The 13,378-nt window shown below is 71.6% G+C and carries 12 protein-coding genes; 7 read left to right on the top strand and 5 right to left on the bottom strand.

All coding sequences use genetic code 11. The features are described from left to right. Positions 1-88: 88 nt before the first annotated feature. From ACIGDI_RS11205 to ACIGDI_RS11180, 6 genes are all read left to right on the top strand, one after another. Complete coding sequence (locus ACIGDI_RS11205; RefSeq protein WP_399893880.1) at positions 89-1,261, top strand: DUF4190 domain-containing protein; 1,173 nt, start codon at positions 89-91, stop codon at positions 1,259-1,261. A 147-nt stretch (positions 1,262-1,408) separates the two neighbouring features. After that, a complete protein-coding gene (locus ACIGDI_RS11200; RefSeq protein ID WP_399893877.1) occupies positions 1,409-2,161 on the top strand; it encodes a GntR family transcriptional regulator in 753 nt (250 codons plus the stop codon). A 305-nt stretch (positions 2,162-2,466) separates the two neighbouring features. Further along, the gene (locus ACIGDI_RS11195; protein WP_200704955.1) at positions 2,467-2,667 is read left to right on the top strand and encodes an SPOR domain-containing protein; all 201 of its coding nucleotides are present in this window, start codon (positions 2,467-2,469) and stop codon (positions 2,665-2,667) included. Positions 2,668-2,691: 24 nt separating this feature from the next. Continuing rightward, positions 2,692-3,084: a (deoxy)nucleoside triphosphate pyrophosphohydrolase gene (locus ACIGDI_RS11190; protein WP_399893874.1), complete on the top strand. Its 393-nt coding sequence runs from the start codon at positions 2,692-2,694 to the stop codon at positions 3,082-3,084. Positions 3,085-3,181: 97 nt separating this feature from the next. Beyond that, positions 3,182-3,619 carry an ATP-binding protein gene (locus ACIGDI_RS11185; protein ID WP_399893871.1) on the top strand — a complete coding sequence of 146 codons (438 nt, stop codon included), beginning with the start codon at positions 3,182-3,184 and terminating at the stop codon, positions 3,617-3,619. Positions 3,620-3,876: 257 nt separating this feature from the next. Further along, on the top strand, positions 3,877-6,642 hold the full coding sequence (locus tag ACIGDI_RS11180; protein ID WP_399893868.1) for a SpoIIE family protein phosphatase: 2,766 nt from the start codon (positions 3,877-3,879) through the stop codon (positions 6,640-6,642). A 139-nt stretch (positions 6,643-6,781) separates the two neighbouring features. Here the strand turns inward: ACIGDI_RS11180 and ACIGDI_RS11175 are convergent, their stop codons facing one another. Then, positions 6,782-8,146, bottom strand: coding sequence for a hypothetical protein (locus tag ACIGDI_RS11175; protein WP_399893865.1), 1,365 nt, complete (start codon positions 8,144-8,146; stop codon positions 6,782-6,784). Positions 8,147-8,242: 96 nt separating this feature from the next. Between ACIGDI_RS11175 and ACIGDI_RS11170 the strand changes: the two genes are divergently transcribed. After that, positions 8,243-9,328 carry a hypothetical protein gene (locus tag ACIGDI_RS11170; RefSeq protein WP_399893862.1) on the top strand — a complete coding sequence of 362 codons (1,086 nt, stop codon included), beginning with the start codon at positions 8,243-8,245 and terminating at the stop codon, positions 9,326-9,328. 30 nt (positions 9,329-9,358) lie between these two features. Here ACIGDI_RS11170 and ACIGDI_RS11165 read toward each other — a convergent pair whose 3' ends face one another. Genes ACIGDI_RS11165 through ACIGDI_RS11150 form a run of 4 tightly spaced genes read right to left on the bottom strand, consistent with a single transcriptional unit; the run spans position 9,359 to position 13,249 of the window. Then, positions 9,359-10,135, bottom strand: a complete 777-nt coding sequence (locus ACIGDI_RS11165; RefSeq protein ID WP_200704867.1) for a succinate dehydrogenase/fumarate reductase iron-sulfur subunit — start codon at positions 10,133-10,135, stop codon at positions 9,359-9,361. Then, on the bottom strand, positions 10,132-12,075 hold the full coding sequence (locus ACIGDI_RS11160) for a fumarate reductase/succinate dehydrogenase flavoprotein subunit (protein WP_399893859.1): 1,944 nt from the start codon (positions 12,073-12,075) through the stop codon (positions 10,132-10,134). The genes ACIGDI_RS11165 and ACIGDI_RS11160 overlap by 4 nt, the downstream gene beginning before the upstream one ends. Before the next feature lie 23 nt (positions 12,076-12,098). Beyond that, positions 12,099-12,920, bottom strand: coding sequence for a hypothetical protein (locus ACIGDI_RS11155; RefSeq protein WP_399893856.1), 822 nt, complete (start codon positions 12,918-12,920; stop codon positions 12,099-12,101). A 32-nt stretch (positions 12,921-12,952) separates the two neighbouring features. Then, positions 12,953-13,249, bottom strand: a complete 297-nt coding sequence (locus ACIGDI_RS11150; RefSeq protein WP_399893853.1) for a hypothetical protein — start codon at positions 13,247-13,249, stop codon at positions 12,953-12,955. Between the last annotated feature and the right edge of the window lie 129 nt (positions 13,250-13,378).

Below are 13,378 nucleotides of genomic sequence, written 5' to 3'. Positions count from 1 at the left end.
CCGCTCCCGCAAGGCCGGTCGGTACGTACATCTCCGCACCCCTCCGCGCAGCTCCCGCAGCGCCGCCCGAACCAGGAGCACGGTACCCGTGTCCATACCGCCGCCCCCAGGGCCCCACCAGCCTCAGGAGCCCCAGCCCTCCGCGCAGCCGCCGTATCCGCACCCGTACCAGTACCAGCCCTGGGGCCAGGGCTACAGCCCGTACAACCGCCCCGCCCCGGTCAACGCCCTCGCCATCGCCTCCCTGGTCCTGGGCATCCTCTGCTGCGTCCCCGCCCTCGGGCTGCTGTTCGGGCTGATCGCGCTGGGGCAGATCCGCAGGAAGGGCGAGCGGGGCAAGGGCATGGCGATCGCCGGGTCGGTCCTGTCGTCGGTCGGACTCGCCCTGTGGGTACTGGTACTGGCCACGAACGGCATCTCCGAGTTCTGGTCCGGCTTCAAGGAGGCCGCGCAGGACAACGGCAGCGCCTACACGCTCACCAAGGGCGAGTGCTTCGACGCGCCGGACGGGTCCCTGGAGGGCGTGGCCTACGACGTCGACAAGGTGCCCTGCGCCGGACGGCACGACGGCGAGGTCTTCGCCGCCTTCAAGATGTCCGGCTCCGCCGCCTATCCCGGCGACGAGAAGGTCACCCGCATCGCCGACACCCGCTGCTACGCGCTCCGTTACGTCTACGCCATGGACGTCTGGGCCGTGCCGGCGGACGTCGACGTGTACTACCTCACGCCGACGCGGCAGAGCTGGCGCTACGGCGACCGTGAGGTCACCTGCGTGTTCGGCAGCACGGAGGACGGGGGGAGCCTGACCGGCTCGCTGCGCAACGACGGACGCTCGCTGGACGCCGACCAGATCGCCTACCTCGACGCCGTCAACATCGAGAACAAGGCCCTGGACACCCAGCCCGTCCACGGCCCCGACGACGATCTGCCGGGGAGCACCGACTGGGCCGCCCGGATGTCGGCGGCGCTCGACGAGGAGGCCCGGACGCTGCGCGGCCACACCTGGCCGGCCGCTGCCAGGGGCCCGGTCGCGGCCGTCGCCAAGGAGGTGGAGACCATCCGCAAGCAGTGGGCCCGGGCCGCCGCGGCGACCGACGCGGACGGCTTCTACGCCGCTTACGACCGGATCATGGTGCTGTCCACCCCCGGCAGGTCCGTCACCGCCCGCAAGGCTCTGGGTCTCGCCACCACCCCGCCTTCGGGCGACGCGAGGGACGGGGGAGGGAGCGGCGGAGGAGACACTTCCGAACTGGAGGTGTGACGGCGGCTATAGCGGGGAGAAAGTGCCTGCGTAAAGCCCTCACCCGGCACATGTCATCACATCGAGTGATTCCCTGGCCTTTGCTTGCATGGCGGAACCCACGGTTGCCAGGCTGTTGCTGTCTGTACAACCTGATGGGAGTGGCCAGTGACTTTCGGTGAGCAGCCGGCGTACTTGCGTGTCGCGGGTGATCTCCGCCAGAAGATCGTCAACGGTTCACTGCCACCCCACACCCGACTGCCCTCCCAGGCGAGAATCCGCGAGGAGTACGGCGTCTCGGACACCGTGGCCCTGGAGGCGCGCAAGGTCCTCATGGCCGAGGGCCTGGTCGAGGGCCGCTCGGGCTCGGGCACGTACGTCCGCGAGCGGCCCGTGCCCCGCAGCATCGCCCGCTCCGGCTTCCGTCCGTCGGGCGGGGCGACGCCCTTCCGGCAGGAACAGGCCGACGGCGACTCGCGCGGCACCTGGGAGTCCCGCAGCGAGCAGACCGAGGCCGGCGGCGCGATCGCCGAGCGGCTGTCCATCAAGCCCGGAGACCGGGTGATGTGCACCCGGTACGTCTTCCGGGACGCCGGCGAGGCGATGATGCTCTCCACCTCCTGGGAGCCCCTCGCGGTCACCGGCCGCACCCCCGTGATGCTGCCCGAGGAGGGCCCGCTCGGCGGCATGGGCGTCGTCGAGCGCATGGCGGCGATCGACGTGATCGTCGACAACGTCACCGAGGAGGTGGGCGCCCGCCCCGGCCTCGCCGAGGAACTCCTCGCCCTCGGTGGCGTCCCCGGTCATGTCGTCCTCGTCGTCCAGCGGACCTTCTACGCCTCGGGCCGCCCCGTGGAGACCGCCGACGTGGTCGTCCCGGCCGACCGCTACCGGGTCGCGTACCACCTCCCGGTGAAGTAGCGCACACCTTTACGGCTGTTACCCCCGGAAGCGCCCCTTCGGGGGCCTGCTCCGGCGGCGCTCACGGCCGCCCGCGCGCCGGTGGAATCTGGCCGTTTTCGCAGGTGGTCCCCATACATGTCCGGAGTGCCCCTGACCGGATGCGTCGCCACGCACGGACGGCGCATCCGGCGTCGTGCGCCCCCTTCGGTCTGGCCGGTTGCGTACCTCTTTGTGAAAAGCCGTGTTCGCTGCGTGAAGCGAAGGCGTAGGCTCGGGCATATGCGGATTGCGGTTTCCTTAGCGGGCGGGGGCGGTGGAGCGCGGTGAACGACGGCACGATCACTCTTCCCTGGCTCGTCATACGACAGGACGACAACGGCAATCGCTACCGAGTGGGCCGGTACGCGACCCGCGCCGAGGCCCAGAAGATCGCGGACAGCCTCGACGACCGCGGTCACAAACAGCTCTACTGGGTCGAGCGGATCGCCCAGAACGGCCAGCACGGAGCGAGCACGGTCAACTGATCCCGGTGCCGTAGGCTCCCGCGCATGACGGATCGGATCGTGGTGGTGGGCGCGGCCCTGTTCGACGGCCCCCGCCTCCTGGCCGCCCGCCGCAGCGCTCCCGCCTCCCTCGCCGGACGCTGGGAACTCCCCGGCGGCAAGGTGGAGCACGGCGAGGCGCCCGACGTGGCCCTGGTGCGGGAACTGCGCGAGGAACTGGGCGTCGAGGCGCAGGTACTGGCGCGCGCGACGGGCGAGTGGCCGCTGAAGCCGCCGTACGTCCTCCAGGTCTGGACGGCCCGTCTGCTCCCCGGATCCCCGGCACCCGAGCCGCTTCAGGACCACGACGAACTGCGCTGGCTCGGCCCGGACGAGATCTGGGACGTCGACTGGCTCGACCAGGACGTGGAAGCCGTCCGCGAGGTGACCGGCGGCTGAGCCCCGCACCCCCGCTACGCCGTTCGTGCCACAGTGCGCCCCACTCGACGGTACTCGCACCTCGATATCGGGTATGTGCCCATTAACCCCAAAAAACATGACATGGGGTGAGCATCTGGCCCGGGAAGTGATCGGCGTGATCGACACCGACGGCGACTGTGCCGAGTGGAGCTTTCCCGCCGACCCCGGCGCGGTCAGAACCGCCCGCACCGCCGTCCGCGGCCAACTGCACAGCTGGGACCTGGACACCCTGGGAGACCTCACGGCCCTGCTGGTCAGCGAACTCGTGACCAACTCCCTGCGGCACGCCACCGGACCCATCGGCGTCCGCCTCGTCCGGCCCGCCGGCCTCCCCGGCGTGCTCCTCGTCGAGGTCTCCGACCCGCTCCCGGACCCGCCCCGCGAGCGCGCCGCCCACCCCGAGGACGAGAGCGGCCGCGGCCTGCAACTGGTCGCTCATTCGTCCCGCCGCTGGGGTACCCGGCCCGGACAGGCGGGCAAGACCGTGTGGTTCGAACTGGCGGTGCCCGGATAGGGCCTTTGGACGCTGTACGCGGGCGCCCCTCGTGTCGATCGCGGGGACGGCCCCGTCGACGGTTGTCGGAGAGTGTGGTTCGACGCCGTGTCCGCTGGTTAGAAGACTGGAAGTGTTGTCACGGCCGGGACCGAAAACCGCCGGGAACGTGCTGTGATCGTGAACACCGTGTTGTGCGGCGCCGTAGTGCTGGATACTGCGGGCAGCCGCCCCCGGTGACCGGTACCGGGCGCGGTGAGCTGGAGGGGACGGTTCGCGTGAGCGAGATACCAGCGAAGGCCACGGAGTCCGAGGACCCGTCGGACGGCGCGAGGAGGAGTGCCGCGGGCGATGCCGCGGCGGACACGACCCGCGCGACGACGGGCGGGCCCGGGCCGTCCTCGTCCGGCGGGTTGTCCTCCCGCGACCGGGCGACCCGCGACACCGGCCTCGGGGACGAGCCCACCGCCGACGCCATGTGGCAGAGCAGCCCGCCCGGCTCGATCTACGACTACATCAAGGTCGCGTCCTTCTCCATCGGCCCCGACGGCCTCGTCGACCAGTGGAGCCTGCGCGCCGAACAGCTCTTCGGCATCCCCGCCCGGCGCGCCCTCGGCATGGACCCCATCAAGGCGTTCGTCGACCCCGACCTGCGCGAGCACGGCCAGCGCAAGATGGCCGAGATCCTCGACGGCCGGGAGTGGACCGGCGTGGTGCCGTTCCGGACGCCCGGGACCCCCGGGGAAGGGGACGAGAAGGAGGGCCTGGCCGAGGTCTACGTCATGCCGACGCGGACCGAGGAGGGCGAGAAGGCCGCCGTCTGCATCGTCGTCGACGTGCGCACCCTGCGCAGCATCGAGACCGACCTCGCCGCCTCGCAGTCGATTTTCGGTCAATCCCCTTTCGGCTTCCTGCTGATCGACCCCGATCTGCGGATCCGCCGCGCGAACCAGCAGTTCGCCCAGACCTTCGGCGGCGCCTACGGCAGCTCGCCAGAGGACCACCGCGGCCGCGGCGTCCACGACTACCTGCGCAGCCCGGAGGCCGAACGCGTCGCCGCGACCCTGCGCCGGGTCCTGGAGACCGGCGACTCCATCACGGACATGCACGTCACGGGCTTCCTGCCGGGCTCGGAGGAACGCCGGCACTGGTCGGTCAACCTCTACCGGGTGCACAGCGGCTCCGGACGCCCCATCGGTATCGCCTGGCTCGGAATCGACATCACCTCCCGTCGCGCCGCCGCCCGGGAGGCGGCCGCCGCACGGCGCAATCTCGCCCTTCTGAACGAGGCCGGCGCCCGCATCGGCAACTCCCTCGACCTCGAGACCACGGCCCGCGAACTCCTCGACGTCGTCGTCCCCGGCTTCTGCGACCTCGCCACGGTCGACCTCTACCAGGGGCTGCTGGCCGGCGACGAGACCCCGCCGGGCCTCGTCGACGGCAGCGCGGAGCTGCGCCGGGTCGCCTTCGCCAGCGCGGTCTCCGACGCCCCCTTCATCGGCTCCGGGCCGCCCGTCGCGGTCGGCGCCGTCCACCACTACCCCTTCAACTCGCCCTGCGCGGACGCCATGCGCACCGCCCGCCCCCAGCTGGTGCCCGCCGAGGAGGGCGGCCTCGTCCAGTCCACCCTGGCCGTCCCGATGGTCGCCCACGACACCGTCGTAGGACTCGCGCAGTTCGCCCGGACCAAGGGCAGCGAGCCGTTCGGCGACCGGGACCGTGATCTGGCGGTGGAGCTGGCGGCCCGGGCCGCGGTCTGCATCGACAACGCGCGCCTGTACCGCCGCGAGCACGAACGGGCGCTGATACTGCAGCGTTCGCTGCTCCCGCCGGGCGACCCGGTCGCCGCCGGCCTCGACATCGCCTGCCGCTACCTGCCCGGCAACTCCTCCTCCGACCGCCCCAGCGAGGTCGGCGGCGACTGGTTCGACGTCATCGAACTGCCCGGTCACCGCACGGCCTTGGTCGTCGGCGACGTCATGGGCCGCGGGCTGCGCGCCGCGGTGGCCATGGGCGAACTCCGGTCCGCGGTCAGAACGCTCGCCCTGCTCGACCTCGAACCGGCCGAGGTGCTCAGCGCGTTGGACGAGATCGCGCGGGGCCTCGGCGCGCCGGGCGGTGTCCAGCAGGCGACCCGCGCGGCCCGCCGCCCGCGCGAGGCGGACCTCTCCGAGGTGTACCTCGCGACCTGCGTGTACGCGGTCTACGACTCGGTGACCCGCCGCTGCACGTTCGCCAACGCGGGGCATCTGCCGCCGGTGCTGGTCGAGCCGGGCGAGGACGCGTTGATGCTGGACGTGCCGCCCGGGATGCCGCTCGGCGTCGGCGGTGAGCCCTTCGAGGAGGTGGAGGTCGAGCTGCCCGAAGGCGCCCTGCTCGCGCTCTACACGGATGGACTGGTCGAAAGCCGCGATCACCCCCTGGACGAGGGCCTCCAGGCCTTCGTCGGCGCCTTGACCGACCCCGCCCACCCGTCACCCGACCAGCCCTCGGCGACGGCGCCGCGCGCCGGCACCCACCGAAACCTGGAGGACGTCTGCGACCACGTCCTCGCCACCCTCGACACCCACCACGGCGAGGACGACATCGCCCTGCTGATGGCCCGTGTCCAGGGGCTGCCGGCCGACTCCGTCGGCGACTGGACGCTGCCGCGTGAGCCGCGCAGTGTCGGGCGGGCGCGGGAGTACGCGCGCGGTCAGCTGCTGTCGTGGGACCTGGAGCCGCTCGTCGACACCACGGAGCTGCTGGTCAGCGAGCTGGTGACGAACGCCCTGCGGTACGGCGAGGGTGAGATCCGTCTGCGGCTGCTGCTCGACCGGACGTTGGTGTGCGAGGTGTGGGACTCGGGGCTGGTGCAGCCGCGCCGGCGGCGGGCCCGGGACACGGACGAGGGCGGCCGAGGGCTTCAGCTGGTGGGGCTGCTGAGCGCGGCCTGGGGGTCGCGGCGGACCCCGCGGGGCAAGACGGTCTGGTTCGAACTGCCGCTGCCCGACGGGGAGACGGGGCTCACGGACCCGGCGGAGGCACTGCTGAGCCTGTTCTGAGTCGCGTCCGGCAGGGCGGGAGACAGCGCGGGCCCGTTGTGGCTGGTCGCGCGGTTCCTCGCGCCCCTGAGGGGGCGCTTGGGCTGGGGCCGGTGGTGTTGCGTGCCGGTAGTGGCTGGTCGCGCAGTTCCCCGCGCCGCTATGGGGGCGCTTGGTGGGCGAGTTGCAGTGCCTGTGTGGCCATGGTGTCCGCCGCCGGTGGTTGGGTGAGGAGCAGTCTGCGGGCTTCCGCCAGGCGGGTGCGGGCCTCGGCGCCGACCAGCCCCCGGTGCGTGGTGACGAAGTCGTCCGCGGTGGTGACGGAGGCGCGCGCGACCAGCCACGCGGCGGCCGACAGCACACCGTCCGGTGGAGCGCCGACCGCCCGCACGATGCGCCGCAGGGCGTCGAGCGGATCGTACGGCCCGCCGGTCAGGTCCTCCCGCACCGCGGCCAGCACCCGGTCGGCCGCGGGGTCCCGCCTCCCGGCGAGTGCCGCCTCGGCGCCCGTGAGCGCGGCCGGAACCAGGGACGCGGCCGAGGTCAGGGCCGAGTCGAGGCGGTCGATGCCGGTGACGAGCGACGCGGCCAGGGCGATGTCCTCCTCGGCGGTACGAAGATGCTGCGCGGCCTGCTCCGCCTCTCCCAGGTCGGAGCTCTGACGGGCCTGGTTGAGGCGGGTCGTGGCGGACACCAGCCGGTCCTTGGCCTGTTCGACGTGGCCGGTGACGGAGGCGGTCGCGGTGCGGCCGTGGCGGCCGGTGAGGTCGGCGACGGTCGCCTCCGCGGCCGCGGTACGGCCGGTGAGGTCGCGGAAGCGGGCCTCCGCGATCTCCAGCGCCGGCCCCAGCCCGTCGCCCTCCAGAGCGCGCAGCCGGTCGAACGCCTCCCTCTCCGCGTCCAGGCGCCGGACCGCCTCGGTGCACCGGCCGACGATCCCGGCGAGCGTGTGCCGGCGGGCCGTGCCGTCGTCCGGGACCCCGTCGTCGTACCGCTGCCGCATCCGGAAGGCGGCGGAGAGTTCGGCCTCGGCGCTCTCCAGGGCGCGCGCGAAGGGCGCTACGGCCTCGGCGCCCGCCCGTTCCCCGGCGAACCCGAGTTCCTCCCTGGCCGCCCGCACCCGGTCGTCCGCCTCGGCGAGCAACGCGCGCGTGCGTCCGTCGAGTTCGGAGGTGTCGGGCAGGGCGGCGGGCACGAGGTCGCCCCCGGCGGGTGTCGTACGGGTCCGGCTCCGGCGGGCGCGCCGTACGTACCCGTAGCCGGCGAGTATCCCCACGGCCCCCACGACGGCCAGCGGCAGGACCAGATCGGTTGTCGACGTCTCGTCCCGCGCGGCGAGGCTCGCGCTCGCGGCCGGCGGATGCCTACGTGTGTCCGGAACCGGGACGGCGGCATTGATCGTCATCCCCGGCAGCACCAGCCACACCACCCCGGCCAGTCCGCCCACCAGGGTGTGCACGACCCGCACGGATATGTGGGACGGCGAGGCCCGCCGCGGCCGTCCCCGGATCAAGGATGACGTCACATTCCGGAGCGTATGGGCAGGAATGCGGGCCCGCGACCGGTATGCGTCCGGGGTGGGGGAGGGGCGGCGTACGGGGCGGGCGAGGGGGCCAAGGGGATGGACACCGCGGAGCGCACGGAGGACACCGGCGAGGAGACCACCGGACGCCGCCGCTGGGCCCGGCTGCCCCGGTGGCCTCGCTGGGCCCGGCGGGTCCGTCGGATCACGGTCGGTGTCCTCCTCGCCGTGCTCCTCCCGCTGCTGGCCGCCGAGGTCACCCTGCGCGTGAACTACACGGGCGATCCGGCCGAGGGCACCCGCACCCGCGACCGCGACGCGCTCTGGCTCGGCCACGCCTGGGTCGACGGGCGCAGGACCGACGCGGACGTCACCGCCCTCGCCCGCCGGCTGCGGGACACCGGCGTCCGCGACCTGTACGTCCACGCCGGCCCCCTGGAGCACGACGGCACACTGCCGAAGTCGGCCTACTCGAAGGCGCGTTGGCTCGTCGACAGCCTGCGGCAGAAGGCCCCGCGGCTGCGGGTGCAGGCCTGGCTGGGCGACGAGGTCGCCCCCGAGAAGCCGTACGCGATGCATCTGGAGCGCCCGGCGACCCGCGCGGCCGTCGTCGCCTCCACCCGGCAGATCCTGGCCGCCGGATTCGACGGCGCGCACTTCGACCTGGAACCCCTGCACTCCGGCGACCGGAACTACCTCGCCCTCCTGGACGCGCTGCACCGCGTCACCCGCGCCCACGGCGCCGTGCTCTCCGTCGCCGCCCACCAGATCGACCCGCTGCCGGGCTTCCACTCCTTCTGGGGCACGGTCACCGGCCACCCCAAGTGGTGGTCGCAGGCGTACTTCGGGCAGGTCGCGCGCCGGGTGGGCCAGATCGCCGTGATGTCGTACGACACCATGCAGCCGCTGCGGAGTCTGTACGGCGGCTATGTGGCGCAGCAGACCTCGCTGGCCCTGGAGGTCACCCCGGACTCCACCGACCTGCTGATGGGCCTGCCGTTCTACCACGAGAACCGGTTCGGCCACTGGGCGCGTGCCGAGACCGTGCCCGCCGCCGTCCGCGGTGTCCGCCTCGGCCTGTCCCGCACGGACGCGCACCGCCCCGGCTTCGGTGTCGCCCTGTACGTCGACTTCGCGGCGACAGAGGCGGACTGGACGGCGTACGAGGAGGACTGGGTCCGGTGAGCCGTACCCGGCAGCACCCGACCCGCGCCCTCAGTCCGCTGCGGACCGCCTCCTGATCTTCGAGCCCAGCCACACCAGCGGGTCGTACTTGCGGTCCACGGCCCGTTCCTTCAGGGGGATCAGCGCGTTGTCCGTGATCCTGATGCCCTCGGGGCAGACCTCCGTGCAGCACTTGGTGATGTTGCAGTAGCCGAGGCCGTGCTCGTCCTGGGCCGTCTTCTTGCGGTCCAGGCCGGTGTCGGCGGCCGCGTCCAGCGGGTGCATGTCCAGCTCAGCGACCCGCATCAGGAAACGCGGCCCGGCGAACGCCGGCTTGTTCTCCTCGTGGTCCCGCACGACATGGCAGGTGTCCTGGCACAGGAAGCACTCGATGCACTTGCGGAACTCCTGCGAGCGGTCCACGTCCTCCTGCATCATCCGGTACTCGCCGGGACCGAGACCGGCGGGCGGCACGAAGGCCGGGACCTCCCTGGCCTTCTGGTAGTTGAAGCCGACGTCCGTGACGAGATCGCGGACGACCGGGAAGGCGCGCAGCGGGGTGACGGTGATCGTCTCCTCCTGCGTGAACACCGACATGCGGGTCATGCACATCAGCCGCGGCCGTCCGTTGATCTCCGCCGAGCAGGAACCGCACTTGCCCGCCTTGCAGTTCCAGCGGACCGCCAGGTCGGGCGCCTGGGTGGCCTGGATGCGGTGGATGATGTCGAGGACCACCTCACCGTCGTTGACCTCGATCTCGAAGTCCTCCAGGCCGCCGCCCTTGACATCGCCCCGCCACACCTTGAAGCGGGCCTTGTAGCTGCTCACTCGTACAGCTCCTCTTCGGCGAGGTACTTGACCAGCTCTTCCTTGTCGAAGAGGGCGAGCAGGTCGGCGCGGATGGGTTCGGTGGTCTCACGGGTGAGCTCGATCTGGCCGCGGACGGGATCCGTCGCGGCCAGCCCTCCCGTGGGGTCGGTCAGCCGGCACAGCAGGTTGATGTTGCGCCACTTGCGGTCCATCGCCCCGAAGTCCTCGCGGGTGTGGCCGCCGCGCGACTCGGTGCGCTCCAGCGCCGCCCGGGCCACGCACTCGCTGACCAGCAGCATGTTGCGCAGGTCCAGGGCGAGGTGCCAGCCGGGGTTGAACTGGCGGTGGCCCTCGACGCCGGCCCTGCGGGCCCGTACGCGAAGCTCCGCGAGCTTCTCCAGGGCCTGCTCCATCTCGCCCTCGCGGCGGATGATGCCGACCAGGTCGTTCATGGTCTGTTGGAGTTCCTGGTGGAGGGTGTACGGGTTCTCCGGCGGCCTGCCGTCGTCCTCACCCGGCGCCGGGCCCTCCGCGGAGAACGGCCGCAGCGCCTCCGCCGCCGCCGTGTCCACCTGTACGTCGTCCACCGGGGGGCGCGCCCCGGTCAGCCCCGTCGCGTACTCGGCCGCGTGCCAGCCGGCCCGGCGTCCGAAGACCAGCAGGTCGGAGAGGGAGTTGCCGCCCAGGCGGTTGGAGCCGTGCATGCCGCCCGCGACCTCGCCGGCCGCGAACAGCCCGGGCACCCCGCGCGCCGCCGCCGAGTCGGAGTCGACGGCGATGCCGCCCATCACGTAGTGGCAGGTCGGGCCGACCTCCATCGGCTCCGCCGTGATGTCGACGTCCGCCAGCTCCTTGAACTGGTGGTACATCGACGGCAGCCGGCGCCGGATGACCTCGGCCGGCATACGCGTCGACACGTCCAGGAAGACACCGCCGTGCGGCGAGCCGCGGCCGGCCTTCACCTCGGAGTTGATCGCGCGCGCCACCTCGTCACGCGGCAGCAGTTCCGGGGGCCGCCGGTTGTTGTCCGGGTCCTCGTACCAGCGGTCGCCCTCCTCCTCCGACTCCGCGTACTTCTCCTTGAAGACGTCGGGGATGTAGTCGAACATGAACCGCTTGCCCTCGGAGTTCCGGAGCACCCCGCCGTCACCGCGGACCGACTCGGTGACGAGGATGCCCTTCACCGAGGGCGGCCAGACCATGCCCGTCGGGTGGAACTGCACGAACTCCATGTTCAGCAGGGGCGCGCCCGCCAGCAGCGCCAGCGCGTGGCCGTCGCCCGTGTACTCCCACGAGTTCGACGTCACCTTGAAGGACTTGCCGATGCCACCGGTGGCGATCACGACGGCGGGCGCTTCGAGGACGAAGAAACGGCCGGTCTCGCGCTCGTACGCGAAGACCCCGGAGACCCGCGAGCCGTCCTTCAGGATCCTGGTGACCGTGCACTCCTGGAAGACCTTCAGCCGCGACTCGTAGTCGCCGGTCTCCTTCTTGTCCTCCTGCTGCAGGGAGACGATCTTCTGCTGGAGCGTGCGGATGAGCTCCAGGCCCGTCCGGTCGCCGACATGCGCCAGGCGCGGGTACTCGTGACCGCCGAAGTTGCGCTGGGAGATCTTTCCTTCCTTCGTACGGTCGAAGAGGGCGCCCCAGGTCTCCAGCTCCCAGACCCGCTGCGGGGCCTCCTGGGCGTGCAGCTCGGCCATCCGCCACTGGTTGAGGAACTTGCCGCCGCGCATGGTGTCGCGGAAGTGGACCTGCCAGTTGTCGTGCGGATTGGCGTTGGCCATCGCGGCCGCGATGCCGCCCTCGGCCATCACCGTGTGCGCCTTGCCGAACAGCGACTTGCAGATCACGGCCGTACGGGCGCCTCGCTCGCGCGCCTCGATGGCGGCTCGGAGGCCCGCGCCCCCGGCGCCGACCACGACGACGTCCCACTCCTGGCGGTCGACCACGGACATCAGTTAGGCCCCACTCATCTCAGTCAGAAGAAGCGCGGATCGTCGAAGGCACCGGACGCGAGCAGATAGACGTAGAAGTCGGCGAGTGCCACGCTCACCAACGACGCCCAGGCGAGCAGCATGTGCCGGGCGTTGAGCTTCCCGACGAACTGCCACGCCTTGTAGCGCACGGGGTGTTTGGAGAAGTGCTTGAGCTTGCCGCCGACGATGTGCCGGCAGGAGTGGCAGGAGATCGTGTACGTCCAGATCAGCGCGATGTTGATCAGGAAGATGACCGTCCCGAGGCCCATGTGGCCCCAGTTCTCGTCCGTGTCGCGGAAGGACAGCACGGTGTCGTAGGTCAGCACGCCGGCGACCAGGATCGCCGCGTAGAAGAAGTACCGGTGGATGTTCTGCAGGATCAGCGGGAAGCGGGTCTCGCCGGTGTACTTCTTGTGCGGTTCGGCGACCGCGCAGGCCGGGGGCGAGGCCCAGAAGCCCCGGTAGTAGGCCTTGCGGTAGTAGTAGCAGGTCAGGCGGAAGCCCAGCGGGAAGATCAGGATGATGATCGCCGGGGAGATCGCCCACCAGCTGCCGAAGAGGTCGGCGTTGGGGCCCGAGGGCATGTTCTTGCAGTTCTCCGCCAGGCACGGCGAGTAGAACGGCGAGACGTACGGCGCCGAGTAGTAGTCCGCGTTCGCGAAGGCCCGCCACGTCGAGTAGACGATGAAGGCGAGCAGACCGGCCGCGGTGGCGGCGGGGGCCAGCCACCAGCGGTCGGTGCGCAGATGCGGGGCGCCGATCGCGGCGCGCGTACCGGTGCGTACGCCGCCGCTGTTCAGATGTGGTTCCGTACCAGTGGCCAATTCTTGACTCCGGTCGGTTTCGGGGGTGCTGCTCAGCGGCGGTGTTCGGGCCCGTGGTGCGCGCCGAGACCCTCGTCGTCGCAGTCCGTCCACTGAGTGTCGTCGTACGGCTGGTCGGGGATCGTGACGAGCTCGGGCTTGCGCGAGGAGGCCTGGAGCGTGGCCGAGGCGCGCAGAAGCGCGACGCTCTCGCGCAGGTGGTCCGCGTCGGCGCGGACACGACGTATGTCCAGGCCACCGCTGCCGAGCTGCTGCTCCAGGCGGCCCACCGACCGGCTCAGGTCGTCGAGGCAGCGCTGGACTGACGTCAGGTCGTCTTGCACGGACATGACGTGACCTCACTTCCTTGGGCCCTGCGGGCCTCAGGTGGCAACGTTCATGCGCCTGCGAGTGTTGCGCGTCACACCTGTCGGTGGGAAGGGATGTGCAGCGATTGGCGGATTGCACGCCTCCAGTGC

This window comes from Streptomyces sp. NPDC085900 (assembly GCF_044540925.1).
GTDB classification, from domain to species: Bacteria; Actinomycetota; Actinomycetes; order Streptomycetales; family Streptomycetaceae; genus Streptomyces; species Streptomyces gilvifuscus.
The sequence above is the reverse complement of the archived record's forward strand: the minus strand, read 5'-3'. Positions and strand labels throughout refer to the sequence as shown.

Bases quoted from the DNA above. Each gene is read 5' to 3' on its own strand.
- ACIGDI_RS11160 (WP_399893859.1), bottom strand. From the start codon at position 12,075: ATGTCCGTGGTCGACCGCCAGGAGTGGGACGTCGTCGTGGTCGGCGCC.
- ACIGDI_RS11170 (WP_399893862.1), top strand. From the start codon at position 8,243: ATGGACACCGCGGAGCGCACGGAGGACACCGGCGAGGAGACCACCGGA.
- ACIGDI_RS11185 (WP_399893871.1), top strand. From the start codon at position 3,182: ATGACATGGGGTGAGCATCTGGCCCGGGAAGTGATCGGCGTGATCGAC.
- ACIGDI_RS11150 (WP_399893853.1), bottom strand. From the start codon at position 13,249: ATGTCCGTGCAAGACGACCTGACGTCAGTCCAGCGCTGCCTCGACGAC.
- ACIGDI_RS11190 (WP_399893874.1), top strand. From the start codon at position 2,692: ATGACGGATCGGATCGTGGTGGTGGGCGCGGCCCTGTTCGACGGCCCC.